Origin of the sequence: Streptomyces humi (assembly GCF_001005085.2) — a bacterium.
Classification (GTDB): Bacteria; Actinomycetota; Actinomycetes; order Streptomycetales; family Streptomycetaceae; genus Streptomyces; species Streptomyces humi.
The window spans coordinates 249306-274291 of the sequence record NZ_LBMU02000027.1; the positions used below are offsets into that span (position 1 = coordinate 249306).

The 24986-nt window shown below is 67.1% G+C and carries 25 protein-coding genes and 1 tRNA gene; 10 read left to right on the forward strand and 16 right to left on the reverse strand.

Features of this window, described 5'->3' with window-relative positions; all coding sequences use genetic code 11:
• The first annotated feature begins 52 nt into the window (after positions 1-52).
• Positions 53-253 carry a helix-turn-helix domain-containing protein gene (locus AAW13_RS13325; RefSeq protein WP_046730993.1) on the forward strand — a complete coding sequence of 67 codons (201 nt, stop codon included), beginning with the start codon at positions 53-55 and terminating at the stop codon, positions 251-253.
• A 64-nt stretch (positions 254-317) separates the two neighbouring features.
• A complete protein-coding gene (locus tag AAW13_RS13330; protein ID WP_046730994.1) occupies positions 318-1703 on the forward strand; it encodes a tyrosine-type recombinase/integrase in 1386 nt (461 codons plus the stop codon).
• 47 nt (positions 1704-1750) lie between these two features.
• On the opposite strand, the gene AAW13_RS13335 is transcribed toward AAW13_RS13330, so the two are convergent.
• Positions 1751-1824 (reverse strand) — tRNA-Thr (locus tag AAW13_RS13335).
• Positions 1825-2038: 214 nt separating this feature from the next.
• Between AAW13_RS13335 and AAW13_RS13340 the strand changes: the two genes are divergently transcribed.
• The 3 genes from AAW13_RS13340 to AAW13_RS13350 all read left to right on the forward strand — a co-directional run bounded on the left by AAW13_RS13340 (position 2039) and on the right by AAW13_RS13350 (position 4682).
• Complete coding sequence (locus AAW13_RS13340; protein WP_046730995.1) at positions 2039-3175, forward strand: ABC transporter ATP-binding protein; 1137 nt, start codon at positions 2039-2041, stop codon at positions 3173-3175.
• Between the two features lie 226 nt (positions 3176-3401).
• On the forward strand, positions 3402-3863 hold the full coding sequence (locus tag AAW13_RS13345) for a hypothetical protein (RefSeq protein WP_046730996.1): 462 nt from the start codon (positions 3402-3404) through the stop codon (positions 3861-3863).
• An 87-nt stretch (positions 3864-3950) separates the two neighbouring features.
• Complete coding sequence (locus tag AAW13_RS13350) at positions 3951-4682, forward strand: nucleotidyltransferase family protein (protein ID WP_046730997.1); 732 nt, start codon at positions 3951-3953, stop codon at positions 4680-4682.
• A gap of 335 nt (positions 4683-5017) precedes the next feature.
• Here AAW13_RS13350 and AAW13_RS13355 read toward each other — a convergent pair whose 3' ends face one another.
• The 6 genes from AAW13_RS13355 to AAW13_RS13385 form a co-directional block, all read right to left on the reverse strand.
• Positions 5018-6703, reverse strand: a complete 1686-nt coding sequence (locus AAW13_RS13355) for a DoxX family protein (RefSeq protein ID WP_206306208.1) — start codon at positions 6701-6703, stop codon at positions 5018-5020.
• Between the two features lie 216 nt (positions 6704-6919).
• On the reverse strand, positions 6920-7861 hold the full coding sequence (gene rlmB, locus AAW13_RS13360) for a 23S rRNA (guanosine(2251)-2'-O)-methyltransferase RlmB (protein ID WP_046732013.1): 942 nt from the start codon (positions 7859-7861) through the stop codon (positions 6920-6922).
• Positions 7862-7970: 109 nt separating this feature from the next.
• Entirely contained in the window at positions 7971-9368 is a 1398-nt protein-coding gene (cysS, locus tag AAW13_RS13365; protein WP_046732014.1) for a cysteine--tRNA ligase, read from the reverse strand.
• 117 nt (positions 9369-9485) lie between these two features.
• Positions 9486-9977: a 2-C-methyl-D-erythritol 2,4-cyclodiphosphate synthase gene (ispF, locus tag AAW13_RS13370; protein ID WP_046732015.1), complete on the reverse strand. Its 492-nt coding sequence runs from the start codon at positions 9975-9977 to the stop codon at positions 9486-9488.
• Positions 9967-10767 carry a 2-C-methyl-D-erythritol 4-phosphate cytidylyltransferase gene (ispD, locus tag AAW13_RS13375; protein WP_046732016.1) on the reverse strand — a complete coding sequence of 267 codons (801 nt, stop codon included), beginning with the start codon at positions 10765-10767 and terminating at the stop codon, positions 9967-9969. Before ispD ends, ispF begins: the two co-directional genes overlap by 11 nt.
• 352 nt (positions 10768-11119) lie before the next feature.
• Positions 11120-11602 carry a CarD family transcriptional regulator gene (locus tag AAW13_RS13385; RefSeq protein WP_003953493.1) on the reverse strand — a complete coding sequence of 161 codons (483 nt, stop codon included), beginning with the start codon at positions 11600-11602 and terminating at the stop codon, positions 11120-11122.
• A gap of 616 nt (positions 11603-12218) precedes the next feature.
• Between AAW13_RS13385 and AAW13_RS13395 the strand changes: the two genes are divergently transcribed.
• Positions 12219-12887 (forward strand): copper chaperone PCu(A)C, encoded by a 669-nt coding sequence (locus tag AAW13_RS13395; RefSeq protein ID WP_046732017.1) that lies wholly within the window; start codon positions 12219-12221, stop codon positions 12885-12887.
• Positions 12888-12984: 97 nt separating this feature from the next.
• Here AAW13_RS13395 and phoP read toward each other — a convergent pair whose 3' ends face one another.
• A complete protein-coding gene (gene phoP, locus AAW13_RS13400; RefSeq protein ID WP_018568744.1) occupies positions 12985-13656 on the reverse strand; it encodes a two-component system response regulator PhoP in 672 nt (223 codons plus the stop codon).
• Positions 13657-13661: 5 nt separating this feature from the next.
• The gene (gene phoR, locus AAW13_RS13405; protein ID WP_046732018.1) at positions 13662-14918 is read right to left on the reverse strand and encodes a two-component system sensor histidine kinase PhoR; all 1257 of its coding nucleotides are present in this window, start codon (positions 14916-14918) and stop codon (positions 13662-13664) included.
• A gap of 223 nt (positions 14919-15141) precedes the next feature.
• Here phoR and phoU point away from each other — a divergent pair, with 223 nt between their 5' ends.
• The 3 genes from phoU to AAW13_RS13415 all read left to right on the forward strand — a co-directional run bounded on the left by phoU (position 15142) and on the right by AAW13_RS13415 (position 16554).
• A complete protein-coding gene (gene phoU / locus AAW13_RS13410; RefSeq protein WP_046732019.1) occupies positions 15142-15831 on the forward strand; it encodes a phosphate signaling complex protein PhoU in 690 nt (229 codons plus the stop codon).
• Positions 15832-15989: 158 nt separating this feature from the next.
• The gene (locus AAW13_RS45905) at positions 15990-16145 is read left to right on the forward strand and encodes a hypothetical protein (protein ID WP_167391710.1); all 156 of its coding nucleotides are present in this window, start codon (positions 15990-15992) and stop codon (positions 16143-16145) included.
• Positions 16146-16302: 157 nt separating this feature from the next.
• Positions 16303-16554 (forward strand): SCO4226 family nickel-binding protein, encoded by a 252-nt coding sequence (locus tag AAW13_RS13415; RefSeq protein WP_046732058.1) that lies wholly within the window; start codon positions 16303-16305, stop codon positions 16552-16554.
• Between the two features lie 72 nt (positions 16555-16626).
• On the opposite strand, the gene AAW13_RS13420 is transcribed toward AAW13_RS13415, so the two are convergent.
• The 3 genes from AAW13_RS13420 to AAW13_RS13430 form a co-directional block, all read right to left on the reverse strand.
• Positions 16627-17553: a peptidoglycan-binding protein gene (locus AAW13_RS13420; protein WP_046732020.1), complete on the reverse strand. Its 927-nt coding sequence runs from the start codon at positions 17551-17553 to the stop codon at positions 16627-16629.
• A 15-nt stretch (positions 17554-17568) separates the two neighbouring features.
• A complete protein-coding gene (locus AAW13_RS13425) occupies positions 17569-17835 on the reverse strand; it encodes a hypothetical protein (RefSeq protein WP_046732021.1) in 267 nt (88 codons plus the stop codon).
• 178 nt (positions 17836-18013) lie between these two features.
• Positions 18014-18421 (reverse strand): NUDIX hydrolase, encoded by a 408-nt coding sequence (locus AAW13_RS13430; RefSeq protein WP_046732022.1) that lies wholly within the window; start codon positions 18419-18421, stop codon positions 18014-18016.
• Positions 18422-18659: 238 nt separating this feature from the next.
• On the opposite strand from AAW13_RS13430, the gene AAW13_RS13435 reads away from it, so the two are divergent.
• Positions 18660-18881, forward strand: a complete 222-nt coding sequence (locus AAW13_RS13435; RefSeq protein WP_046732023.1) for a 50S ribosomal protein L7/L12 — start codon at positions 18660-18662, stop codon at positions 18879-18881.
• Positions 18882-19160: 279 nt separating this feature from the next.
• Here the strand turns inward: AAW13_RS13435 and AAW13_RS13440 are convergent, their stop codons facing one another.
• The 4 genes from AAW13_RS13440 to AAW13_RS13450 all read right to left on the reverse strand — a co-directional run bounded on the left by AAW13_RS13440 (position 19161) and on the right by AAW13_RS13450 (position 24953).
• The gene (locus tag AAW13_RS13440) at positions 19161-20762 is read right to left on the reverse strand and encodes a restriction endonuclease (RefSeq protein WP_240528613.1); all 1602 of its coding nucleotides are present in this window, start codon (positions 20760-20762) and stop codon (positions 19161-19163) included.
• A gap of 306 nt (positions 20763-21068) precedes the next feature.
• Positions 21069-22721: a DUF262 domain-containing protein gene (locus tag AAW13_RS13445; protein ID WP_046732025.1), complete on the reverse strand. Its 1653-nt coding sequence runs from the start codon at positions 22719-22721 to the stop codon at positions 21069-21071.
• A gap of 8 nt (positions 22722-22729) precedes the next feature.
• Complete coding sequence (locus AAW13_RS45570) at positions 22730-23581, reverse strand: hypothetical protein (protein ID WP_143145002.1); 852 nt, start codon at positions 23579-23581, stop codon at positions 22730-22732.
• A 91-nt stretch (positions 23582-23672) separates the two neighbouring features.
• On the reverse strand, positions 23673-24953 hold the full coding sequence (locus AAW13_RS13450) for an AAA family ATPase (RefSeq protein WP_046732026.1): 1281 nt from the start codon (positions 24951-24953) through the stop codon (positions 23673-23675).
• Positions 24954-24986 lie beyond the last annotated feature (33 nt).

The following is a 24986-nucleotide window of genomic DNA, read 5'->3' on the forward strand; positions in this document are numbered from 1 at the left end:
AGTAGCGCCCCTCAGAGAGCCCCCTCCCAGAGCGCCCGAGGAGTACGCCCCGATGAGTACCCCTACACTCGCCCACACCCAGTTGCTGTACACCCCGGAGGAAGCAGCCAAGCTTCTCCGCTTCGGCCGCTCCACCGTCTACGAGCTGATGGCCACCGGCGACCTCAAGTACGTCAAGCGCGGACGCTCCCGCCGTATCCGTTGGGACGTCCTCGAGGCCTACGCGAACAGCCTCGAACTGCTCCCCAACTGACCAGGCCCACCCCGAAGCCGCCCCGGACACCTGCTCCGGGGCGGCTTCCCGCATGGAGGAGTGCATGAGCACCCGCAAGCCGAACATGGAGTCGTCCATCTACCTGGGCAGCGACGGCTGGTGGCACGGCCGCGTGACCATGGGCGTCAAGGACGACGGCAGCCCCGACCGGCGCCACCGCCGCGCCCGAACCGAAACCGAGGTCAAGCGCAAGGTCCGCGACCTGGAAGACCTGCGCGACAAGGGACGCGCGCCCAAGGCCGGCCGCAAGCCGACCGTCGAGCAGTGGATGACCACCTACCTCACCGACATCGCGTCCCTGAAGCTCAAGCCGCGCTCCCTGGACGACTACTGGTCCAAGACCAGGAACGACATCGTGCCCGGCGTCGGAAAGCACCGCATCGACAAGCTCCAGCCCGAACACCTGGAGCGGATGTATCGCGTCATGCTCGATGAGGGGCACGCCCCCTCCCACGTCCTCAAGGTGCACCGGATCCTGTCGCGCGCCCTGAAAATCGCACTCCGTCGCCGCCTCATTGTCGAAAACGTCGCCACCCTCGTTGACCCGCCGACCGTGGACGAGACCGAGGCGAACCCATTCACGAAGGAAGAGGCAAAGGCCTTCCTGGAGGCAGCCGCGAAACGGCCCACCTTCATGCGGTGGTGTGTCGGTGTCGGCATGGGATTCCGGCAGGGCGAAACGCTCGGGCTGCGGTGGCCGTACGTCGACTTCGAGAATGAACTGTTCCACCCCAAGTGGCAGATACAGCGGCTCACCTGGCGCCACGGCTGCGACAACCCGCATACCTGCGGGGCCCGACTCCACCGGTTCGAGCCGTGCCCGCCGGACTGCACGACGCACAAGGGCTACAAGCGCGGATGCCCCAAGCCTTGCGTGAAGGGCTGCACGAGACACGCCAGCGTCTGCCCCGACCGGAAAGACGGCGGACTCGTCTTCACGCGCCCTAAGACGAAGAAGAGCCAGAACCCCGTGCCCATCCCTCCCCCGTTCATCCCGTACCTGGTCGAGCACAAAGCCCAGCAGGACGCAATGCGGGCGGCGGCCGGCGAAGGGTGGGAGGAGCACCGGGTCGTCTTCTCGCGCCCTGACGGACGTCCCCTCGACCCTCACCAGGACTGGGAGGAGTTCAAAGAACTACTGCAAGAGGCCGGGATCGATGACCGCCGCCTGTACGACGGCAGCCGGCACACCGCGGGCACGATCCTGAACGAACTCGGGGTCGACATGCCCACGATCATGGAGATCCTTCGGCACACCCAGATCAGCCAGACCCGCCGCTACGTGAAGGGACGGTCCCACCTGTCGAAGGACGCGATGCGGCGCATGGGGGACCACTTCATGCCTGGCCCGGAACCGTCGACTGAGACCGCAACTGAGACCGCCGAGAGCCGTACGGCGCTCCGTCGTCGCCGGCGCCGGGTGCGCTGAACAGGGAAACCCCAGGTCAGAACTCATCTGGCCTGGGGTCTGAGCTGAGCCCCCTGTCGGATTCGAACCGACGACCTACGCATTACAAGTGCGTTGCTCTGGCCAGCTGAGCTAAGGAGGCGTGCGCGCGCGTGGCGGCGATGCGCCTGTGCAGTGTACCCACGTCCCGGACGGGCCCTGTCGAAAATTTCCGCGAAGTTCACAGGCCTCCAGGTACTGACATACGGGGTGAACGCCAGGTACCGTCCTGAGCCAGTTCACTCTCGTGGACTACACCACCTTCCTACAACGGATCGTCCGGCACGTTCCTGCCGGTAGAAGGGGGCCTCTGAGCCATGGCCACTGTCACGTTCGACAAGGCGACCCGGATCTACCCGGGTTCCACCAAGCCCGCCGTCGACGGCCTCGACATCGCGATCGAGGACGGCGAGTTCCTCGTCCTGGTCGGTCCGTCGGGCTGCGGCAAGTCCACCTCGCTCCGCATGCTCGCGGGGCTCGAGGACGTCAACGGCGGCGCCATCCGCATCGGCGACCGCGACGTCACGCACCTGCCGCCCAAGGACCGGGACATCGCCATGGTGTTCCAGAACTACGCCCTCTACCCGCACATGACGGTCGCCGACAACATGGGCTTCGCGCTCAAGATCGCCGGCGTCAACAAGGCGGAGATCCGGCAGAAGGTCGAGGAGGCCGCGAAGATCCTCGACCTCACCGACTACCTGGACCGCAAGCCGAAGGCGCTCTCCGGCGGTCAGCGCCAGCGTGTCGCGATGGGCCGCGCCATCGTCCGTGAGCCGCAGGTCTTCCTCATGGACGAGCCGCTGTCCAACCTGGACGCCAAGCTCCGTGTCTCCACCCGTACGCAGATCGCGTCGCTCCAGCGCCGCCTCGGCATCACCACCGTCTACGTCACCCACGACCAGGTCGAGGCCATGACGATGGGCGACCGGGTGGCGGTCCTCAAGGACGGTCTGCTCCAGCAGGTCGACTCGCCGCGCAACATGTACGACCGGCCCGCCAACCTCTTCGTCGCCGGCTTCATCGGCTCCCCGGCCATGAACCTGGTCGAGGTCCCGATCACCGACGGTGGCGTGAAGTTCGGCAACAGCGTGGTGCCGGTCAACCGCGAGGCGCTCAAGGCCGCCTCCGACAAGGGCGACCGCACGGTCACCGTCGGCGTCCGTCCCGAGCACTTCGACGTCGTCGAGCACAACGGCGAGGTCGCCTCGGCCCTGTCCAAGGACACCGAGGACGCCCCGGCCGGCCTCGCGGTCTCCGTGAACGTCGTCGAGGAGCTCGGCGCCGACGGCTACGTCTACGGCAGCGCCAAGGTCGGCGACGACCTCAAGGACCTGGTCGTCCGCGTCAGCGGCCGCGCGGTCCCGGAGAAGGGCGCCACCCTGCACGTCGTGCCGCGCCCGGGCGAGACCCACGTGTTCTCGACCTCCACGGGTGAGCGTCTCTCCGACTGAGCGCCCGTCCCGGTGACAAACCTCTGACCAGGGTGAATCTACCCAGGTTGACGGAAAGGGCCCCGCAGCCTGCTGCGGGGCCCTTTCCATTGCCCGAATTACCCCGGCAAGCGGGTGGTTTTCGAGCAGTGTGCGTCAACCCCCTACCCAGAACAAGGCCCTTCTCCATCCCCCGAACCGGTGACTAAATGTCGCCAAATCATTACCGCACGCTACCCTCACACGCGTGAAGCACTCCACCACCCCTCAGACGCGACGTGGCCACCGGGGCGGCCCTGCCCGCCGGATCGGCCGCACACTCGCCCTCGTCCTCCCCGTCGTCCTGGTGCTCTCCGGGACCCTCGCCGTCACCCGCGTCAACTGGACGGGGAGCCCGCGGAACTCGGTGCTCACCGCGACCGACGTGACCGACGCGAAAGTGTCCCGCAAGGCCACCGTCCAGGCCCCGCAGGACGTGCTGCGCGACCAGCTGATGACCGAGCTCCAGGACAAGAACCCCGGCCAGGTCCTGACCCACCTCCAGCAGGCGGTCAACGGCCATCCGTCGCTCGCCGAGCACTGCTCGTCCATCGCCCGCGCGCTGGGCCGCGCCGCCGTGCGCATCTACGGCGCCTCGCGCGCCCAGGGGTACGCCCGCCCGGTGTGCGACACGTCGTTCGCGTCCGGTGTCCTGGCCGCGCACAGCTGAACGCCGACGGGAGAGCAGGTAACAGCTCCTCAAGAGGTCCCCGGGCGGCGGGCAGCCGCACCGGGGGCGCGTCGTACAGTTCGGGGCATGACCCATCCGAACGCCGCGTTGCGCCCCACTCAAGCCGTGGTCCTGGCCGGTGGCCAGGGCTCACGGCTTCGCCCGTACACCGACGACCGGCCCAAGCCGATGGTCGAGATCCCCGGTACGGGCACGCCGATCATCGGCCACCAGCTGACGTGGCTCGCCGAGGAGGGCGTCACGGACGTGGTGGTCTCCTGCGGCCATCTCGCCGACGTTCTACAGAAGTGGCTGGCGACGGCCGACCTGCCGCTCTCCGTCACCACGGTGGTGGAGAACGAGCCGCTGGGCCGCGGCGGCGGCCTCAAGTACGCCGCCGAGCACCTGCCCCACCCCGACCGGCCCTGGTACGCCACGAACGGTGACATCTGGACGCGGTTCTCGCTCCGTGACATGGCCGACTTCCACACGGAGCGGGACGCGGTGGCGACACTGGCGCTCGCCCGGCCGCGGATCCCCTGGGGCGCGGTGAAGACGGACGGCTTCGGGCACATCACCGACTTCATCGAGGCACCACCGTCGACGTTCGAGATCAACGCGGGTGTGTACGTGTTCTCCCCCGCGTTCGCCGGGATGCTGCCGGAGCGGGGGGATCACGAGCGGACCACGTTCCCGCACCTGGCGCGCAGCCGGCAGCTGGCCGGGTTCCCGATTCCGCAGGGGGCGTACTGGCGGGCCATCGACACGGCGAAGGACCTGACGGAGGCGGCGAAGGAGCTGTCCGCGCTGGGGCGGTAGGCCGCGGAGGCGGTAGGCCGCGGAGGCGGTAGGCCGCGGAGGCGGTAGGCCGCGGAGGCGGTAGGCCGCGGAGGCGGTAGGCCGCGGAGGCGGTAGGCCGCGGAGGCGGTAGGCCGCGGGGGCGGTTTCGGTCGTTCGCCGGCTGCGGGTGCGTGGGGGCTTGTCGCGCAGTTCCCCGCGCCCCTATGGGGGCGCTTGCAGCGGGCCCGGAGGGCTTGTCGCGCGGTTCCCCGCGGCCCTGGAGGGGCGCTTGCAGCAAGCCCGGAGGGCGGTGGGTGCGTATCAAGGAGCCCCGTACCTCTCGTGGTACGGGGCTCCTTGCTCTGCCGGCCTTGCTAGCCCAGTAGGCCGCCCACCAGGCCCGGCTGGCCGGAGGAGGACGTGCCGCCGCCGGTGCTGGTGCCGGTGGAGCCGCCCGCGCCTCCGGAGGAGGACGTGCCGCCGGTCGCGGTGCCGCCCGAGGTCGGGCCCGCGGTGGTCGGCGCCGGGGCGGTGTGCCGGGGCGGCGCCTGACCCGTCGTGCCCTGGGTCTGGCTGGGGGTCGTGGTGGTCGTACCCGTGCTGCGGGTGGCGCCCGGGGTGGTCGCCGCCTGCGACGGACTGGCGGAGGCACCCTGGGAGGGCGCCCTGGACGCCGGCGGGCTGACCTCCCGGCGCTTCGTCGGCTCGCCCGGCAGCGGGGAACCGGGCAGGTTGTTGCGGGGGGCCTCGCCGGGACCGGGGACGACCACGCGGCTGGAGTCGCGGACCGCGCCGCCGAGCAGGGACCCGATGAGAAGCGTGAGGCCGATGGTGATGGCCGTGACCAGCGCGCCCCGGCGGAGCACGAAGGCGCGCAGGTCCCAGATGTCGGAGTGGGGGCCGAGGCGCCGCCAGGCGCTGCCCGCGAGGCGGCCGTCCACCGAGTAGACCGGGGCGCCGGCGATGATCAGCGGCGACCAGGCGGCGAGGTAGATGATGTCGGGGGCGTCGTACGCGGGAACGGTCTTCCAGCTGACGGTGACGATGAGCGCGGCGGAGAGCAGCGCGCCGCCGACCGCGGCGACCCGCTGCCAGCAGCCGAGGACGGTCAGCACGCCGACGATCACCTGGAGGAAGGCGATGACCAGGCCGGAGCCGACCGGGTGCTGGAGGGCGAACTGCCGCAGTGGCTCGGCGACTTCCCACGGGTGCAGGGTGTTGAGCCACTTGACCATGGAGCCGCGCTTGCCGCCGTCGAAGTAGACGGGGTCGCACAGCTTGCCCATGCCGGCGTAGATGGAGATGAAGCCGAGGAAGATCCGGAGCGGGAGCAGGACGACGCCGAGGTTCATCCGGCGGCCGGGGTAGTACGCGTGCCGGGCCGGATCGCCGTCGCCGGACCGCCGGCTCGACAGCGGTTCGCCGAAGTCCTCGAACCGGTCGTCGTCGTAGCCCTGTTGGTTGTAGCCCTGTTCGCCGTAGCCCGGTCCGCCGTAGCCGGGCTCGTCGTAGGCGCTGCCGACCGTCGGCATGTCGGGGAGCAGCCGGTTCTCACCGGAGACCGGGGAGCGCGGGTGGCCGACCAGCGGCGTCTCGACGGTCTGGTCGAGTGCGCCGTAGCCGTCGCCGACCCGCGGGATGACCTGGGTGCCGCCGCCCGGTTCGAGGTGTTCCTCGGCGTGCCGGACGCTGCCGCCCCGGACGGCCTGGAGCAGCCGGTGGGCGCCGGTGTCGTCGGGCGCGGACTTGCCGCTCCAGACGACGGGGCGGCGCCGGCCGGGTGCCGCCCCCGCTCTGCCCGCCTGGCCGGCGACCGGGATGCGCGCGGTGTCCTCGGTGGCGCTCAGGTGCCGTGCGACCCGGGGGGATTGGGTACGCCGTGTCGATACGCCCAGCTGCACGCGGAAACTCGCGTGGTTGACGATGACCTGCGCCGGATCGCTCGGCACCTTCACCATGCTCAGCGCGGGAGCGTCGTCGGGCCCGGAAGCGAATCCGGAGCGGAATCCCGGCGAGCGGTCCCCCGTGGGTGTGCGGGGTGTTCTGGTGTCCACACTCATCTAACCGAGTGACGTGGAGTTAGGACACTGCTTTGACCGGCCGGATGTGTCCGGACCCCGTCAAGGATGTCCTGGACGCCGGAATTACCCCGCACGGGTGAGGTTACGGACGTTTGTTCAGCTCCGGCGGCGAGCCGCCTGACACCGCCGTCAGCCCCGCCGCCGTGCCGTCCGGTACCGCCGTCAGCTACGGCGGCGAGCCGTCCGGTACCGCCGTCAGCTCCGCTGGCGAGCCGCCTCGTACAGCACGATGCCCGCCGCCACGCCCGCGTTCAGCGACTCCGCGCCGCCCGGCATCGGGATCCGGACCCGGTAGTCGCAGGTCTCGCCGACCAGCCGGGACAGGCCCTTGCCCTCGCTGCCCACGACGATGACGACCGGGCCGGACAGCGCCTCCAGGTCACCGACCTCGTGCTCGCCGTCGGCGGCGAGGCCGACGATCGCGATCCCGGCCTTCTTGTACGCCTCCAGCGCCCGGGTCAGGTTCGTGGCACGGGCGACGGGGGTGCGGGCCGCCGTACCGGCCGACGTCTTCCAGGCACCCGCCGTCATACCGGCCGCGCGCCGCTCGGGCACGACCACGCCGTGGCCGCCGAAGGCGGAGACCGAACGGACGACCGCGCCGAGGTTGCGGGGGTCGGTGACCCCGTCCAGGGCGACGATCAGCGGGTCCTCGCCCTCGTCGGCCGCGGCGTGCGCCAGGTCCTCGGGGTGCGCGTACTCGTACGGCGGGACCTGGAGGACCAGACCCTGGTGGTTGAGGCCGTTGGTCATGCGGTCCAGCTCGGGGCGCGGGGCCTCCATGAGGTTGATGCCACCGCGCTCGGCGGCGAGCTGGAGGGCCTCGCGGACCCGCTCGTCGTTGTCGATGAACTGCTGGACGTAGAGGGTGGAGGCGGGCACGCCCTCGCGCAGCGCCTCGACGACCGGGTTGCGGCCCACGACCATCTCGGACGTGCCCCTGCCGCCCCGGCCGCGCGCCACCGGACGGCGCTGGGTCTGCTTGGCCTTGGCGGTGGCGATGCGGTTCTTCTTGTGGCCCTTGCGCATCTCGGCGGGCGGGGTCGGGCCCTTGCCCTCCAGGCCTCGGCGCCGCTGGCCGCCACTGCCGACCTGCGCGCCCTTCTTGCCGGACATGCGGCGGTTGTTGGCTGCCATGAGTTACCCGTCTCCGTGAGCTTCGTTTCGTACGTACGTCTTATGCAGTGTGCCGCCCGGGGGGCCGGGCGGCACAGTTGATCTTCAACGACCGGCGATCGACCGACGGTCAGGACCTGAGGGTCCAGCGGGGGCCCGAGGGGCTGTCCTCGATCGCCAGTCCGGACTGGTTGAGCTGATCGCGGATGGCGTCGGCGGTCGCCCAGTCCTTGCGGCCGCGGGCGGACTCGCGCTGGTCGAGGACGAGCCGTACCAGGCTGTCCACGACCCCGTGCAGGTCCTCGCCCTGGTCCGCCTCACCCGACCAGTGGGCGTCCAGCGGGTCGAGGCCGAGGACGCCCAGCATGGCGCGGACCTCGGCGAGCCGGGCCACCGCGGCCTCCTTGTCGTCGGCGGCGAGCGCGCTGTTGCCCTGCCGGACCGTGGTGTGCACGACGGCGAGCGCCTGCGGGACGCCCAGGTCGTCGTCCATCGCCTCGGCGAACGCCGGCGGGACCTCGGACGAGGGCTCCACGGTGCCCCCGGCCAGCTCCACCACGCGCTGCACGAAGCCCTCGATCCGCGCGAACGCCGACTCGGCCTCGCGCAGCGACTCCTCGCTGTACTCGATCATCGAGCGGTAGTGCGGGGTGCCCAGGTAGTAGCGCAGCACGACCGGGCGCCACGTCTTCACCATCTCCGAGACGAGCACCGAGTTCCCGAGGGACTTCGACATCTTCTCGCCGCTCATGGTGACCCAGGCGTTGTGCACCCAGTACTGGGCGAAGTCGTCGCCGAACGCCTTGGCCTGCGCGATCTCGTTCTCGTGGTGCGGGAAGATCAGGTCGAGGCCGCCGCCGTGGATGTCGAAGGACTCACCGAGGTACTTGTGGGCCATCGCCGAGCACTCCAGGTGCCAGCCGGGACGGCCGCGCCCCCACGGCGTCTCCCAGCTGGGCTCGCCCGGTTTCACGGCCTTCCACAGCGCGAAGTCCCGCTGGTCCCGCTTGCCGGTCTCGCCCTCGCCCTCCGGCTGGCGGAGGTTGTCCAGCTCCTGGTTGGAGAGCTGGAGGTAGTCCGGGTAGGAGCGCACGTCGAAGTAGACGTTGCCGTCGGCCTCGTAGGCGTGTCCCCGCTCGATGAGCCCGCGCATCATCTCGATCATCTCCGGCACGTGCCCGGTGGCCCGGGGCTCGTACGTCGGCGGGAGGCAGCCGAGCGCGGTGTAGCCGTCGTTGAAGGCGCGCTCGTTCTCATAGCCGATCGCCCACCAGGGACGGCCCTGGTCGGCGGACTTGGCGATGATCTTGTCGTCGATGTCCGTGACGTTGCGGATGAACGTCACGTCGTAGCCGCGGTATTCGAACCAGCGGCGCATGATGTCGAAGTTCAGGCCGGAGCGGATATGACCGATGTGGGGCGCCGCCTGCACGGTGGCACCACAGAGGTAGATCGAGACGCAGCCCGGCGCGAGCGGGGCGAAGTCACGGATCTGCCGGGCGTTGGTGTCGTACAGGCGAATAGTCACGGGACCTAGGGTAGTGGGCCGAGGGTGGTGCGCGGCACCGGTGTGTGAAGCGCCGTCGCCCCGTATGGGTGCGCTGTGGCTCGTCGCGCGGTTCCCCGCGCCCCTAAAGGAATCCGGTCACGCCGTTTTCACGACCAACGCCGTCGCCACCGCCATCAGACCCTCTTCCCTGCCGGGAAATCCGAGACCGTCCGTCGTGGCCCCGGAGACCGAGACCGGGGCGCCCGCCGCGTCCGAGAGGATCTTCTCGGCCTCGTCCCGGCGCTTTCCGATCTTCGGGCGCGGGCCCACGACCTGTACGGCGATGTTCCCGATCACGAACCCCGCGGCGCGGACGATCCTGGCCGCCTCCGTCAGCAGGGTCACCCCGGACGCGCCCGACCACTCCGGCCGGCCCGTGCCGAAGTGCTGCCCCAGGTCCCCGAGCCCCGCCGCCGAGAACAGCGCGTTGCACGCGGCGTGCGCGACGACGTCCGCGTCGGAGTGGCCGGCCAGGCCCGGGCCCTGGCCCTCCCACTTGAGGCCGGCGCACCACAGGTCGCGGCCCTCCTCGAAGGCGTGGATGTCGGTGCCGATGCCGACACGCGGCAGTACGACCTCAGAACCCATCGTTGAGCCTCCTGCGGGCCAGCACCGCTTCCGCGAGGACCAGGTCGAGGGGGCGGGTGACCTTGAAGGCCTCCTCGTGGCCGGGGACGACCACGACCTGCCCGCCGAGCTGCTCGACCATGCTCGCGTCGTCGGTGACGTTGTCGGTGACCGTCTCGTGGGCGCGGACCAGCGTCGCGCGGTCGAAGCCCTGGGGGGTCTGCACCGCGCGCAGGCGGGCCCGCCGCGGGGTCGCGACCACCGGCTCGGGGTCGCCGGGCACCGCCGCCGGCTCGACCTCCTTGACCGTGTCGGCCAGCGGGAGGGCCGGCACCACGGCCGGGGCACCGTCCCGGACGGCCTGGATCACCGCGTCGACCGTGTCGACGGGGACGAGGGGGCGGGCCGCGTCGTGGACGAGGACGATGTCGTAGTCGGGGGGCAGCGCGTCCAGGCCGAGCTTGACCGACTCCTGGCGGGACTCGCCGCCGGGGACCACGAGGAAGTCGGTGCTCCCCCAGCTACCGCCGGGGGTGCCCCCGGGCAGCGCGTGCGCGTCGAGCAGCGATTTGACCTCGGGGGCGCCGTCGGGCGGGGCGACGATCACGACGAGGGAGACGGCGCGGGAGGCGGCCAGCGCGCGTACGGCGTGGACGAGCATGGGGGTGCCGTTCAGCGCGCGTAGCGCCTTGGGGGCGCCAGGACCGAGCCGTACGCCCCGGCCGGCGGCGGGAATCACGGCTGCCGTGCGCAGTGCGGTGCGCGGTTCCGTAGGCGGTTCCGTACGCGAAGGACGCGAATCGTCAGACATCGGTTCCTGTCAGGTTTGTGTGCGGGCCTGGCGTGGGTATGGCCTGGGAAGTGCCGGGCGCGACGCCTTGACCGGACCCTTCCGTGACACTGGTCGAGCCAGCAGCCCGGGCCCGGCACGCCTAGTATCGGGGGTTCGGACCGGGGCGGGCTTCAGGGCCGGAATCTCCGAGTGATCCGAGTGGTCAGTGATCCGAGCGGTCGGCGGATTTTCCCGAGCGAGGCCGAGCGAGTCGGCACGCGGCTTCGGGTACAGACATGCCGCAGCGCCCGGCGACAGTTGCTGTGTCATCGGGCACCGCGGCATTTCAGTGTGCGGAGTTCAGCGTTTCAGCGTGCCGAGCCGGACCGTGTCAGGACGCGAGAACCTCGTCCAGCAGGGCCTCGGCCTTGTCCTCGTTCGTGTTCTCCGCGAGGGCGAGCTCGCTCACCAGGATCTGGCGGGCCTTGGCGAGCATCCGCTTCTCACCTGCGGAGAGTCCGCGCTCGCGCTCACGACGCCACAGGTCACGCACGACTTCCGCGACCTTGATGACATCGCCGGAGGCGAGCTTCTCCAGGTTTGCCTTGTAACGACGGGACCAGTTCGTGGGCTCCTCGGCGTACGGTGCACGCAGCACCTCGAAGACCCGGTCCAGCCCGTCCTGACCGACCACATCACGCACGCCGACGAACTCCGCATTGTCCGCTGGCACACGTACCGTCAGGTCACCCTGGGCGACCTTCAGCACCAAGTAGGTCTTGTCCACGCCTTTGATCTGGCGAGTTTCGATGGCCTCGATCAGCGCGGCCCCGTGATGGGGATAGACCACGGTGTCGCCAACCTTGAACGTCATGTGACAGGTACCCCTTCCGTGGCTATCCAGGGTAACACGGAAACCGGCGGTTCTGAATGGCGTTTTCGCAGGTCAGGGCATATCTCGGGGCTTGACAACAGCAACCGGAACGTGCTGCGCGGGCCGTCCGGAAGCAGGTATTCGCAGGTCGGAGCCGCTGTCCGGGCGAGGAGAAACGCGCACGTTACACACATCCGGACACCCGCCCAAGTGGCTTAACGTCCACATATGTCCGCTTCCAAGCGTACGACTTCCGCTACTCCGTTCGGCCGCCTCGGCCGGATCCGGGACCGGCTCCCGGGCGTTTCCGGAATTGATCACACGCGTCCGACCGAACGGTACGTGATCCATTTCCCCGGTGGCCGCGCATTCCTTCACGTAAGTTTTGCGTCCCGTGTTGCGAACGAGTTATGTGAATGCCTGACGAGCGCCGCCGCAAAGTGACCGGAGAGCCACTTGTGGCGCTCCGGGGTACCCCCTGCCCGAGGGAAGCGAGGGGCTTGGGGAGGGTCGGGTGCGGTCGCGCGGGAACGGCTCGGTAACCTAAGGCCGCTGACAGACACTTAGGGTGGCTTTATAAGGGAGTCGCCCGTGCGTTCAAGGAGTTGCCGCCGCCGTGAGCAGCAGCCTTCGACGCGGCGCCCTCGCCGCCTCCGCCCTCGCCTTCTCCGTCGCCTCGCTCGCCGCGTGCGGTGCGGGCAACAACTCCCAGACGCTGGAGATCAAGCCTGACAACGCGGCGACCAGCGTCGGCGACATCAAGGTCCAGAACGCGACCGTGATCACCCAGCCCGACCTCACGTCGACCGGCCCCGCCGTGGTCTCCGCGACCATCTTCAACACCGGCACCGAGCCGCAGACGCTTCAGTCGATCGTCGTAGCCGGCACCAACAAGACCGCCGAACTGCACGCCACCAAGTCGCAGCCGCTGACCATCCCGGGCGGCGGCCGGCTGATCCTGGGCGGCAAGGACAACGCCTCCGCGGTGCTGGCCAGCAGCCGCGAGGCGGTCAAGGACGGCAACGCCCAGAAGATCACGTTCACCTTCAGCAAGACCGGTGACGTGAGCCTGCGGGCGTTCGTGGTCCCCGCCGAGAGCTTCTTCACCGGCTGGGGCCCGAGCTCGGTCCCGTCGGCCTCCGCCTCGGCCTCGGCGTCCGCCTCCGGCTCCCCGGCCGCGGGCAGCAAGGCGAGCGAGAGCGCCAAGCCGGGCAAGGGCAAGGCGTCGGAGAGCGCCTCGGTCACGCCGAGCGACTCGGCGTCGGAGTCGGCGAACGCGGGCTGAGCGGTCGTACGAGAACGCTGAAAGGCGGCACCCCGCGCGGGGTGCCGCCTTTCGCCGTACGGTCGCCTGAACGGGTCCGTAAGACCGGCTCAGCGGTTTACGGCTCGAACTTGTAGCCGAGACCGCGGACCGTCACCAGGTACCTCGGCGCGCCCGGGTCCGGCTCGATCTTCGCGCGCAGCCGCTTGACGTGGACGTCGAGGGTCTTGGTGTCGCCCACGTAGTCGGCGCCCCAGACCCGGTCGATGAGCTGCATCCTGGTCAGGACACGGCCCGCGTTGCGCAGCAGCATCTCCAGGAGGTCGAACTCCTTGAGGGGCAGGTCGACCTTGGAACCGGAGACGGTGACCACGTGGCGGTCGACGTCCATGCGGACCGGGCCGGCCTCCAGCGCGGCCGGCGTGACCTCCTCCGGCTCGCCGCGGCGGCGGAGCACCGCGCGGATGCGGGCGACCAGCTCACGGGAGGAGAAGGGCTTGGTGACGTAGTCGTCGGCTCCTATTTCGAGCCCGACGACCTTGTCGATCTCGCTGTCCTTGGCGGTCACCATGATGACCGGGACGTTGGAGCGGCCGCGCAGCTGGCGGCAGACCTCCGTACCGGGCAGCCCCGGCAGCATCAGGTCGAGGAGGACGAGGTCGGCGCCGTTGCGCTCGAACTCGTCGAGTCCGTCGGGGCCCGTGGCCGCCACGGCGACCTCGAAGCCCTCCTTGCGGAGCATGTACGACAGGGCGTCGGAGAAGGACTCCTCGTCCTCGACGACGAGCACACGGGTCACGGAAGGACCTCCGGGGCGGGAAGCGGTTCGTACGGGGATGACTCGGTGGTACCGGCCTCGTCGTCGAGGTCGGGGTCGGGGTGCTGCGATGCGCGATCGCGGGCGACGCCCGCCTCCGGCAGCCTGAGGGTGAACGTGGAGCCCTGGTTCTCGGCGCTCCACACCGTGACCTCCCCGCCGTGCGAGGCGACCACGTGCTTGACGATGGCGAGGCCGAGGCCGGTGCCACCGGTGGCCCGTGAGCGGGCCGGGTCGACGCGGTAGAAGCGCTCGAAGATGCGCTCCTTGTCCTTGTCGGTGATGCCGATGCCCTGGTCGGTCACGGCGAGCTCGATCATGTCGCCGCCGGGCGCGGTGACCCGGCGGGCGGCTATCCCGACCCGGGTGCGGGCCGGGGAGTAGTTGACGGCGTTCTCGACCAGGTTGCCGAGGGCGGCGGCGAGCTGGCCGCGGTTGCCCCAGACGTGCAGGTCGGCGGTGCCGCCGGCGGCCATGGTGATCTGCTTGGTGCCGGCCTGGTGGCGGCACCGGTCGATCGCCTCGGCGACGAGCTCGTCCACGCGGACGGGCTCGGCGTCCTCCAGCGGATCGTCGTTCTGCACTCTCGACAGGTCGATCAGCTCCTGGACCAGGTTGGTCAGGCGCGTGGCCTCGATCTGCATGCGACCGGCGAAGCGCTGCACGGCCTCCGGATCGTCCGAGGCGTCCATGACGGCCTCGGAGAGCAGGGAGAGCGCGCCGACCGGGGTCTTCAGCTCATGGCTCACGTTCGCCACGAAGTCACGTCGTACCGCCTCGATACGGCGGGCCTCGGTGAGGTCCTCGACGAGGAGCAGCACGAGCCGGGAGCCGAGGGGCGCCACCCGGGCGGAGACCGCGAGGGCCTCGCCGCGTCCGGTGCCGCGTCGGGGCAGGTCCAGCTCGACCTGCCGTATCTCGCCGTCCCGCCGGGTGTCCCGTGCCATGGCGAGCATCGGCTCGATGGCGAGTTTGCCACCGCGCACGAGCCCGAGGGCGTACGCCGCCGAGCTCGCCTTGACGACGGCGTCGGCCTCGTCGAGGACGACCGCGGAAGAGCGCAGCACGCTCAGAACGGTGTCCACGCCCGGCGGCAGCACGGGGTCGGTGTGCAGAGAAGTCCTGGTCGGTCGCTTCTGGTCGCGTTCACTCCAGCGGAACGCCAGCATGGCGATGACACCGGTGAGCACCCCGGCGATCGCTGCCGCTGCGGCGACCGCCGCGTTCACGTCCATGCAAACAGGTTAAGCAGGGGGTACGACATCCCCACAGCCATGGGAGTGCGAGCTCGAACACTCGTCGCCCAGAGTTCACCTTGGAGCCAGTATTGGTTCATTTGGGGTGGCAGAAACGGTCGCGTTGAGACCCGAACGTGGGAGCGTGGGGTTCGCAGCTGGTTTCGGCCACGGGCCCCGGCCCCCGGAACCCCTGGAAGACAACGCACGAGAGGGAACCCTGATGCGGGACGCGTACCACGAGGAACTCGACTCGATCGGCGACAGCCTGGTCGACATGGCCCGGCTGGTCGGCTCGGCCATCGGGCGCGCCACGACGGCGATCCTCGATGGCGACCTGAAGCTGGCCGAGAGCGTCATCGAGGCCGACCAGAAGGTGGACGAGCTCCACCACGACCTGGAGGCGCGCGCGATAGCCCTGCTCGCGCGCCAGCAGCCGGTGGCGACGGATCTGCGGATCGTCGTCACCTCCCTGCGGATGTCCGCCGACCTGGAGCGCTCCGGCGACCTCGCCCAGCACGTGGCGAAGCTGGCCCGGCTGCGCTTCCCGGAGCGCGCGGTCCCGCGGGACCTGGAAGCCACCATCCTGGAGATGGGCCAGCTCGCGCAGCGCCTGATGGCCAAGGCCGCCGAGGTCATCGTCACCAAGGACGTCGACCTGGCGCTCCAGCTGGAGCAGGACGACGACGAGATGGACCTGCTGCACCGCACGCTCTTCTCGCACCTGCTGGACGACCGCTGGAAGCACGGCATCGAGACGGCCGTCGACGTGACGCTGCTCGGCCGCTACTACGAGCGGTACGCCGACCACGCGGTGGCCGTCGCCAAGCGCGTCGTCTTCCTGGTCACCGGCGAGCACGCGGACGAGCTCCAGGCCGACATCCAGCCGGTGACGGGCCCCGAGGGGGCGTGACCGCCCTGGTGGGCGGGGCTCGCGACGTGCGGGACGGGCGTGCGGGCGCCACTGTGCGCCGTTGATGCGCCCAGTAAAACGGGCATGGAATGGGCATGGCACGGGCAACGGCAGCACGCCCTGCCGCCAGGGAATCTAGGGACCTCCAGGAGGGATCCATGGCCGAATCCCCCAGCACCACGCCCGACCCCACCCAGGAACGTGAGACCGACCAGCCCGCCGAGATCAAGAACCTGCTGGTGATCGGCGCCTGCGGGTGCGGCTCGGGCTGTGGCTGCGGCTGCCAGTCGGGCAGCCCCTGCCAGTGCGGCTGAGCGGACGCCCCGTTCACGCGGCTGAGCGGACGCCCCGTTCACCGCGGACCGGATACAGCAGAGGGGCCCCGGACTTCGGTCCGGGGCCCTTCGCATGCCGTCGGCGCGGGTCGGGCGCAGCATGGAGGTGACACCCAAGGTGAAGGAGGTGGCAGCCATGCCGCAGTTCATGGACGTCCACCACGGGATGCAGGGCATCACCGCCGACCAGCTGAAGGAGGCCCACGAGGCGGACCTCGCCGTCGAGAAGGCCGAGGGCGTGCACTTCGAACGGGCCTGGGCCGACCCGGAGTCCGGCAACGTCTACTGCCTGTCCGAGGGACCCTCGGCCGAGGCGGTCAGGCGCGTCCACGAACGCACCGGGCACCCGGCGGACGAGATCCACGAGGTACCGCTGTCGATCTGGTGAGCCTCCGGTGCCACCGGGTGTCCTCAGTGGCCCGGAGCACCCCGGACCCGGGCGGCGCCGAGTCGGCGGCGTTCAGGGCAGGTGCCGTACGCCCTTGTCGTCGAGCCCGGCCGCCAGCGCGGAGAGCGTGTCGGACGGTATGTCGTCGACGCTCCGTACGCCGGGTGTCCGGGCCAGTCCGGCGGACGTCTGGAACGACGTCAGGGCCGAGCGGGTACCGGGACCGATGACGCCGTCCAGGCCGCCCGGGTCGCAGCCGAGAGTCTCCAGGGCGGCCTGGACACCGACGAGCAGTTCCAGCGGCACCGGGAAGACACCGGATCGCATGTTGGCGTCGAGTTTCCGGGCCGGATCGTAGACGAGCGGCGTGGGGTCGCCGCCCTCGGCGGACGTCCAGCCCGCGAGTGTGAACAGCAACGCGTTGCGGACGTTGCGCGGGATGACGCCGGGGTTGCCCGCTTCGGTCATGCGGCACTCCCGGGCCATGGTGCTCCAGTCGGACTGGGCGGCGGCGGCCTGGAACTTGGGGAAGTCGAACAGGGGTCCCAGCGCCCAGGCCATGCTCAGCAGGCCCAGTTGTCCGTCCGCGGGCCAGTCGTCGAAGGCCGCGAACGGCGGTCTGCCCTTCAAGGTGCCCTCGAAGCTGTCGAGTTTCCCCGTCACCAGGGTGTCGATGTCGTCGTCCGAGATACGCAGCCGGGTGATCTGCTGTTTCTGGCCGAGCGGCGCGAGGTTCGTGCCGCTGAACTTGACCTTGCGGTATTCGTCCTCGATCTCGTCCCGGCCGGCCGGGACACTGGTGTCCTTGTCGAACCAGCCCAGGGTGAAGATGTCGGGGAGCGGGTTGGGATTGGTCCCGAAGCGCTCGGAGTCGTCGGCGTCCAGCAGGTTGCCCACGCCTGTGGACACCAGGCTCTTGACGTCGAGGTACATGAAGTGGACTCGGGCTTCGAGCGGTTCGCTGAACGGCAGGAAGGCCGCCCGCACGCTGTCGTACATGAGACTTCCTCCCGCTCAGTTGTTGGAGAGCAGACCCGCCGCCCGCAGCAGTCGCTGGATGTCGTCCAGTGGGCCGAGCACGTCGTTGCCCGTCGCGGTGAGCAGTCCCGCGTTCTGCATCGCCTCGCGCAGCCGGACGAGTTCGGGCGTGGCCGGTGCCCCGGCCGTGGCGGTGACTCCCAGCGCACGGGCCAGGTTGGGGAGGCCGGCACCGGTCCGGTTCGGGTCCCCGAAGTCGAGGGTGTCGCAGGAGGACCGGATGATGTCGAAGAGGCGGTCCACGCGCTGGGCGTGGCGACGTCGTACGCCACGACGATCGAGGCGGCCGAGAACCGGCACTGAACGGCGTGAAGTTGGAGCCCATGCCGAATGGGCCGCCACCCGCTCCAGCCCGAACAAACGGTGAAGGTACCCGCGCAGGCCGTGAGTTCGGCGCCACCACCCACAACCGACTGCGGGATCAGGAAAGCAGGCCGGCCTCGCGAAGCGCATCGAGAGCCAGCCCGTCGACGGCAGATACCCGGTCCCGGTCCGCACAGCGGAACCACGCCTTCTCGGCGATCTCCCGTGACGGGATCAGCTCGCCGCGGTGATCGGCGGTGTAGCAGATCATCCGGAAGGGGCCGTGGTCAGGATGGCCCTCGCCGATCTCGAACGTGCCGAGGTGCACCATGGAGCCGGGGTCGATCGCCGCCCGCAGTTCCTCGGCGATCTCCCGCACCAGGGTCTCGCCGTCGGACTCGCCCGGCTCGCGATGACCGCCTGGCAGGTAGAAGCGGTCCCTGCCGTGACTACGCGTCACGAGCACCCGTTCGTCCCGGACCAGGATCCACGCCACCTTCTCCGGCACGTCGCCGTCGTTCGCCATGGTCCGGGACCGTATAGGAGGACATGGCCCGCGCGGCGCGATCCGGCCGGCCCCGGCCTGTTGTCAGTGCCCCTTGCTAGCTTTCCCGGTGGAAAGAGACCGGTCAGAGAACCTTCGAGGTCCGCGGTCAAGGGGGGTGGGCATAAAGGTCCCCGGGAGCCACCTCGGGACCATGTCGCAGGCCCAGACCCCACCCCCCTCTTCCATGTGCCACCACTCGGAACCCGGAGGGGGAGTCATGGCGGACGAGTACTTCTCGTTGGTGTGCGACGACGTCCCCCATGACGTGGTGCTCACCGACCCCGGTGTCCGCGTGCTGGAGGTCGCTCAGGTCGTGCGGCGACTGACGGGGCTGAGCCTCTGGCGCGGCAACGCCACGGCAGCCGTCGTGTCCCTTCGCGATGCTGGAGCGCGGGCAGAGACGAGAGAACAGTCGGGGCCGGGCTTCCGGAGGTCGTGAGGACGGCCCGATCAGGCAGCTGCCGGCCCAGAGACGACCCCCGGCACAGCGACAAGGCCCCTACCGGCGGAGAGTCCGCAGGCAGGGGCCTTGATCAGTAGCACTTACTTCTTCTTGCCCCGGGTCTTGTCCGGGATCTTGGTGAGCTGGGTTTTCGCTGCTCAGTGGCGGTGGACTCGTGCGCCTCGTGGTCGTCGTTGGTCGTCCTTGGCCACTGTCGAGCGACCTCGGACGGCCCAGGGACGGCCCAGCTCCTCGTGAGTGGGCGGGCCGCCGGCCTCAGCGCATGGGGCGCCGCTTCGGGGGGACCGGGCCCGGGATCACGTCCTTGCCAAGGTGTTCCTTGATCAGGTACTTGAGTTCCGGCCCTTCGATGAGCTGGAGCCGGCCATGTTGGCGGGCAAAGTCGTGGCTTGCCCTGCCGAACCACGATGTGGTGATCAGGACCCCCTTGGCAGCACGCTTGTGCTCGACCACTCCTGCGAGCGCCTGGACGGACTCAACGCCCACGAGCTTGCTGTAGCGCTTCGCCTGAATGATGCACTCGCCGTTGAAGACGGGGTCCTTGCTGACGGCCACCGCGTCAACGCCCTCGTCTTTGGACGCCTGGGTGTTCCAGGCCTCCATGCCGATCGCCTCGAACAGTTGGCGAATCAGGTGCTCGAACTCGGTGGGCGTCAGCTTCACCAGCACGGGCCTGCTGTCCAGGCCGGCGACTACATCCATGCTGTCCATGAGCCGGTACTTCGACAGGTCGAACTCGACGATGGGGCGAATCGGTTCGAGATCGTAGGGGTTGGGAGACACCAGAGCGTTGAGTCCCCTGAGGCACTGCGCTGGATCAACCTGACTGAGACAGAGCTTCCCGAACTGCTCCCTGCTGGCGCTGAGCGTCACCAGACAGGGTGAGACCTCCTGACCGGTGGCCCGGTCGATGGTTCTCACATGGCCGTTCAGGATCACGCCATTGACGATCCGGTCTGGGTCGCTCGTCAGGACCTCGTGAACTGTCCTCAGAGCGACTTGGGCCAGGACGGAGGCGTAGATCTCCTTGCGCTCCTTCTCGGGACGAGGCAGCACGGTCGTCTCGTCTCGGTTCTTCACGTACCGGTAGCCCCGCGCGGTAGGAACGATCGCCTCGGGAGGCAAGTGGATCTCAATGAGTACGTCACCGGTGGCAGGCCGAAAGGCGATCCGATGCTCGTGGGGGAAGCCCAACGGATACTCCGACGCATCCAGAACCGCCCCTAGATGAGCCTCGACCGCCGCGGGCTCCCCGGCCCTGTACGCCTCGCGCTCCTCGTCCAACTTCCTGTTGAAGGCCGCCACCTCGTCAAGGGCCTGCGCTTCGGCCTGGCGGTGTTCGGCACGCTTCTGCCCCAGCGTTGCCAGCCGCTTCTCCTCGGCTCGCCTGTGGCGCTCTTGTGCCTCGCCGAACCGCACACGCGCCTCGGCAACCTCAGCTTCATAGCGCTTCCTACCGAGGCCCAGGACAGCAGCCAGACCACCGGGTTCCGGTGGCGCGAATTCTTCCCAGCGCGGCGAAGGCTCCGGACGAGACCAAGGACGCTCGTCTAACTTCCTCGGCGTGTGAGTCCTCCGTCGGCACTCAAAGGTCGTAGGCGGATCGCCCACCAACGCGTTACGGAGCAACTGCCCCAGCTGCTCGACCTCGTGCTCGACCCCGATCGTGCCCACCCGCGCCTGCTCGGCCTGCTGCTCCTGATACGCGGCCTTCCGCTCGCGCTCCTGCCGCTTGCTGGCCGTCTCAGCGGCCTTGCGTTCCCGCTCCGCTTGTCGTGCCCGTTGCTGCTGAGCACGTTGTAACGTCTGCTGCTGCCGCTGATAGTCGTTGCTTCGGCCGCTGCCCCGTTGCGCCACCTGTCCACCCCTCCCCTGGCCTTCTCCACCACAGGGCTGCATTCCCCTTTCGATTCTATGAATCACGTGGAAGTCAGATTGATCACTCGCCGCGAACCAGAGCACGGCCTGCGGTGGAGGGACAGAAGTCAGTTCGAGCCACGCCAGGTCGTCTGTGCCTCAGCCGACGACAGTCAGCCACGACGGCGGGTGTGTCCGATCGATCCAGACGCGCGTATGCCTCGCTGTACCCCCACGTACCTCAGCCCAGTAGCAGGCCTTGTTTCTTCGACCAGAGCCAGGGGTGTCGGTCAGCAGCTATAGCGGCTATTCCGTATCAATGTCAGCCTCCCCGCTATGAGCGACTGGCGTTTCGATTCTCATGGATTCCATGAACTCACGCTCACTGCTTTCCAGGAACCTGGCCCTTTCGATGATGAAACCCTCCCCGTCACCTCCACGAAGACACTGCAAGGCCGACGCAGGAATCCCGTGACTGGCCGCGACTTTGTGAGCGATGTCAGGCTCCAGGTTCAGCAAAGCACGACGAACAGAGACACCTGGTTCCGTCGGATAGATGAGACGGTTCGCAGGATGAGAGGCTTTAGATGTGCCCAAAACGACATGCTGATACGCATTCGTATCGGAGGCGGAAAGAGCTGCTACTGGGTCAATGCTCCTTCCACTCTCAGACAAGCGCGCGTCGAAATGTTTAAGCTCCCAGAGAATGAACGCTCTAACTCGCGCGCTACGCATGTCAAAGCGATTCGGGAATGGTCGAGCCGCTTGAGGATCCCAGGGTGCACGAATTGCACCTTGGGCGAATTCTTGCATTTGGTGAAGAGAATTTTTAACCTGAGTACTATTGGCTCCGGCAAAGAATCCGGACCAAGAGGTCCCCCAGAACCAGCGTACCAGTTCTTCGATTTCCCCTTCCGACGGATTTGGATTATGATGGAAAAACGCAGTCAGCAGGACGACTTGAACCTGATAGGGAACTAGGCGAGCCAAGGGAACAGGGACATGCTCATTAAGGAAAATGACGGCCCTGCGAATCGCTTTTTCTGTCTTCTCTACAGAATCAGCAAGTTGGCCTCGCACCCGATTGGCTAGCACATCCCACCGAGCATCGAGTACGTCTCCTTCCCCACTGACGGCAAGAATCGACCGGAATACAGTGATAGAGGTAAGCTGGCCGAACCCTAGTGGCCCCAACCCCTCTCTGATTGCATCAATTCGCTCGGCCAGGCTGTCGCCCTCTGCTTGATAAGCAAGAGCGGAAACCATCTGATCAGGAGACATGGATTGGCCGCTGCTGTTCAGCCTTGAAAAAACTTCCACTGCGTGGCGGAGGTCGCCACCTTTCAAGCGCACAACAGCAATTTGATACGACTTAATCCTATGAGCCAGCTCCTCTGCCTCGTCCAGAAGAGACTCAAGAGCCTCAACCTCAACAGAGTTTGAGAGCTTCCTTGAGTACGCTAGGAAGTCCATAGTGCGAAGGACCGAGCGCATAGGAAGATAATTCGGCGGGGGCGGTTCCTCCTTCTTCCAGTGCCGAAATCGTTCTACCCTTTCTTCCCGGTTACGCAGGACCCTATAGATTTGCCACATCCATTCTTTCTGCGCCTCAGGGCTATCGACCTGAGGTCGCTTCAGCAGATTCCCGAACAGCGTTGACAACCGCTGATGTCCGTCGAGTAGGTATGCGGCTGGACCGTCTTGGGGAGGAGGAGGGATGGGAATATCGGCGACGCGGTCAAGACTTGGAATTCGGAGGTTTGTCTCCCACACCAGCAAGCTTCCGATAGGATAACCCCGTTCAATACTGTCGAATAGGTTCAGCATCTGGTCAGGGCGCCAGACAAAGGGCCTCTGGAACCGTGGAACACGTAGTCGACCTGCCGCAATTTCTCCAAGGACCTGCTCAAGCAGCATGATCTGAGGATTTACGGTGATCTCGCCATCATCTTCCGTCATTGATTCTCCTAGATCACGGATGAGATCTTGTTGAGCAGTGACCGCAGCTCGGAAGCTACTTCATCGCCCAGACTTTCGAAGTCGCGCGGTGTCAGATTAGGTGACATCTCCTCCAGTTTTGAAAGAATATGCTTGCCGAAACCTCCTCGCAAGCCGAGAATCACCGAGATCCCGAGATTCTTATATAGCTCGGCTTGCTCTTGAGGGATTTTAGGCTGTTTATCTGTGGAGCCAAATCCAAACTTCATGTCGTAGTGAGCTCTCTGTTCCTTCGATAGTCTTTTCAGGTGGGAGAGCCTCGGGTACGTTTCTATCCGCTTACCAATGGTGATCAATACGCGATTAGGAGTGTAATTTTCCGCTTCTCTCATTTCCAAGACATGAGTGTCAACTCCAAGGTTCTGAATCTCTTCGGCCTTGCGGTGGGAATCTGTTCTCTGGCCCGGAACCATTCGATCGCTATCTAGGATAGCTACAACTCTCGGCCGCACTCGATACTTTTCGACTGCGGCGGATGTGATACGAGGCAGGCTGCCGCCACCGCCTCCGTGTTGCAATTCAAGCCACCCTTTAGTGAGGGCTTCCAGAACGCGCTTAGCCCCAAAAGTGCGCGCAATGGCTCGGATGAAGAAACCATCCGAGTTTTCGTCCTCGACTACGATGAGCGCTGGGCGGCAGAGATCATCTACGTAGTCTTTAAGCTTATCTGCTTCTACTTGTACCGTGGCGGCACTATCGAGTCGACCGCTCCAAGCTGCCGCAACCATGCTCTTCTCAGCAAGTTCCGAATAGGTTCGAGCCAGCTCAGGAACGTGGTTGGTGAAATAAATTCCTGCCTGATCGATTACGTCAGGTGTCACTACCCAATCGTGTCGCCCGTCCGCCACGGTGCGGAGCAGATAGAGCAATTCGGGAAGGAATTCTTTGTTTGTGAAAACCTCGCGAGGTAGATCAATCCGCACTGGTGGTGTGCCTCTCCATCTGGGCTGCGGCCAACGCGCGAGTCTCAGCGTAGTCTTCAGAGAACACCCCGTCTGGCCAAAAATCGAGGTTCCCATCCTGATCGACATTAATTGATCGGACTTGAGAGGCCTGACCATCGTGGTCCACGAAATACATTGCCACCATTTCGGCGGGAACTCCTTCTGCAATCCGTCGTCGTAGACGCAGTAGGAATGTTTCACTGTGCGTCTCAACAATGAAACGGACCCCCGTACGCTGTGCTGCATACAGGTACAGGTCGGCTAGTGCTCCGTGCGCCGCAGGATGAAGATGCAGTTCGGGCTGTTCGATGATCTCCAAAACAGCACCATGCGGCGGATTTAGAGAGTCGGTTGCGCGCTGTACGAAGATTGGCAACACCTGCGCGACGCCCGTGCCCGCATCGGCTAGATTCACGGTGAGGCTGTCGTCAGCGGTTGATTTGAGGACCAGGGAATACATGCCGCCACGCTCGACGACATCAACTTGCCATCCCGGCAGGTTCTCAGAAAGATCTTCGTTTACTTGCTCTACAAGGCGTCCCTGATGACGCTCTAGATCGCTAGCCAGGATCCCAGCCGCATTCTCACCACTAATTCCTACTTCAGCGGGCATGCGGGCCGGAAGGCGATAGCGACGATGTGGCCGGTCGCGAAACGGACCAAAGTATCGAACAGTCGGGTAAGCCTCTCGAATAATGCTAGAGGCCTCACGCAGAAAAGAGGCTAGCTCTTCGGTTTCTGCCCCTCCCCGGATCGCGAAGGGAAGGATACCTTGAAAGGAAACTGGGATCCCGGTGAAGGATTGGCCAGAATACTCGACTGTGTATTCAAGAGTCTCCGGCGGATCTTTTGGTTCCCATGTGAGAGTGGCCGCCCCACTCGGGGTCTGAATTTCTACCTTACTTACAACCTGGGTGCGAAATTCGTCGATATTCTGAATGGTGGCTGTGAGCATAAGGGGCGACTGATCTGGGGATGAGAAGTCAAGCTCGACCGTAATGCTGCCATGGGGTCGATTTCCGTAGATGAGGTCAGTGAATGATTCCAAGACATCCTCACTGAGCTCGTCCAAGTCGAGGGGGGACGGCGCATCTGTGTGAACTCCGGTATTGAGCACCAAAGGCGTCCTGGCGAGTGCGCTTTTCCCGGAATTATTCCGGCCAAGGATCACAGTAACTGGGCTCAGCGGGATATCCACCCGCTGAGCAAAACACCGGTAGCTAGTCAGAGCCATCCGCACGAGAGCCATGGAATCAGCTTAGCGGTGCACGATCCACGCATC

Coding starts and splice junctions, on each gene's coding strand:
- AAW13_RS13325 (WP_046730993.1), top strand. CDS start 53: ATGAGTACCCCTACACTCGCCCACACCCAGTTGCTGTACACCCCGGAG.
- AAW13_RS13330 (WP_046730994.1), top strand. CDS start 318: ATGAGCACCCGCAAGCCGAACATGGAGTCGTCCATCTACCTGGGCAGC.
- AAW13_RS13340 (WP_046730995.1), top strand. CDS start 2,039: ATGGCCACTGTCACGTTCGACAAGGCGACCCGGATCTACCCGGGTTCC.
- AAW13_RS13350 (WP_046730997.1), top strand. CDS start 3,951: ATGACCCATCCGAACGCCGCGTTGCGCCCCACTCAAGCCGTGGTCCTG.
- AAW13_RS13355 (WP_206306208.1), bottom strand. CDS start 6,703: ATGAGTGTGGACACCAGAACACCCCGCACACCCACGGGGGACCGCTCG.
- rlmB (WP_046732013.1), bottom strand. CDS start 7,861: ATGGCAGCCAACAACCGCCGCATGTCCGGCAAGAAGGGCGCGCAGGTC.
- ispF (WP_046732015.1), bottom strand. CDS start 9,977: ATGGGTTCTGAGGTCGTACTGCCGCGTGTCGGCATCGGCACCGACATC.
- ispD (WP_046732016.1), bottom strand. CDS start 10,767: ATGTCTGACGATTCGCGTCCTTCGCGTACGGAACCGCCTACGGAACCG.
- AAW13_RS13385 (WP_003953493.1), bottom strand. CDS start 11,602: ATGACGTTCAAGGTTGGCGACACCGTGGTCTATCCCCATCACGGGGCC.
- phoR (WP_046732018.1), bottom strand. CDS start 14,918: ATGGACGTGAACGCGGCGGTCGCCGCAGCGGCAGCGATCGCCGGGGTG.
- phoU (WP_046732019.1), top strand. CDS start 15,142: ATGCGGGACGCGTACCACGAGGAACTCGACTCGATCGGCGACAGCCTG.
- AAW13_RS45905 (WP_167391710.1), top strand. CDS start 15,990: ATGGCCGAATCCCCCAGCACCACGCCCGACCCCACCCAGGAACGTGAG.
- AAW13_RS13415 (WP_046732058.1), top strand. CDS start 16,303: ATGCCGCAGTTCATGGACGTCCACCACGGGATGCAGGGCATCACCGCC.
- AAW13_RS13420 (WP_046732020.1), bottom strand. CDS start 17,553: ATGTACGACAGCGTGCGGGCGGCCTTCCTGCCGTTCAGCGAACCGCTC.
- AAW13_RS13430 (WP_046732022.1), bottom strand. CDS start 18,421: ATGGCGAACGACGGCGACGTGCCGGAGAAGGTGGCGTGGATCCTGGTC.
- AAW13_RS13435 (WP_046732023.1), top strand. CDS start 18,660: ATGGCGGACGAGTACTTCTCGTTGGTGTGCGACGACGTCCCCCATGAC.
- AAW13_RS13445 (WP_046732025.1), bottom strand. CDS start 22,721: ATGACGGAAGATGATGGCGAGATCACCGTAAATCCTCAGATCATGCTG.
- AAW13_RS13450 (WP_046732026.1), bottom strand. CDS start 24,953: ATGGCTCTCGTGCGGATGGCTCTGACTAGCTACCGGTGTTTTGCTCAG.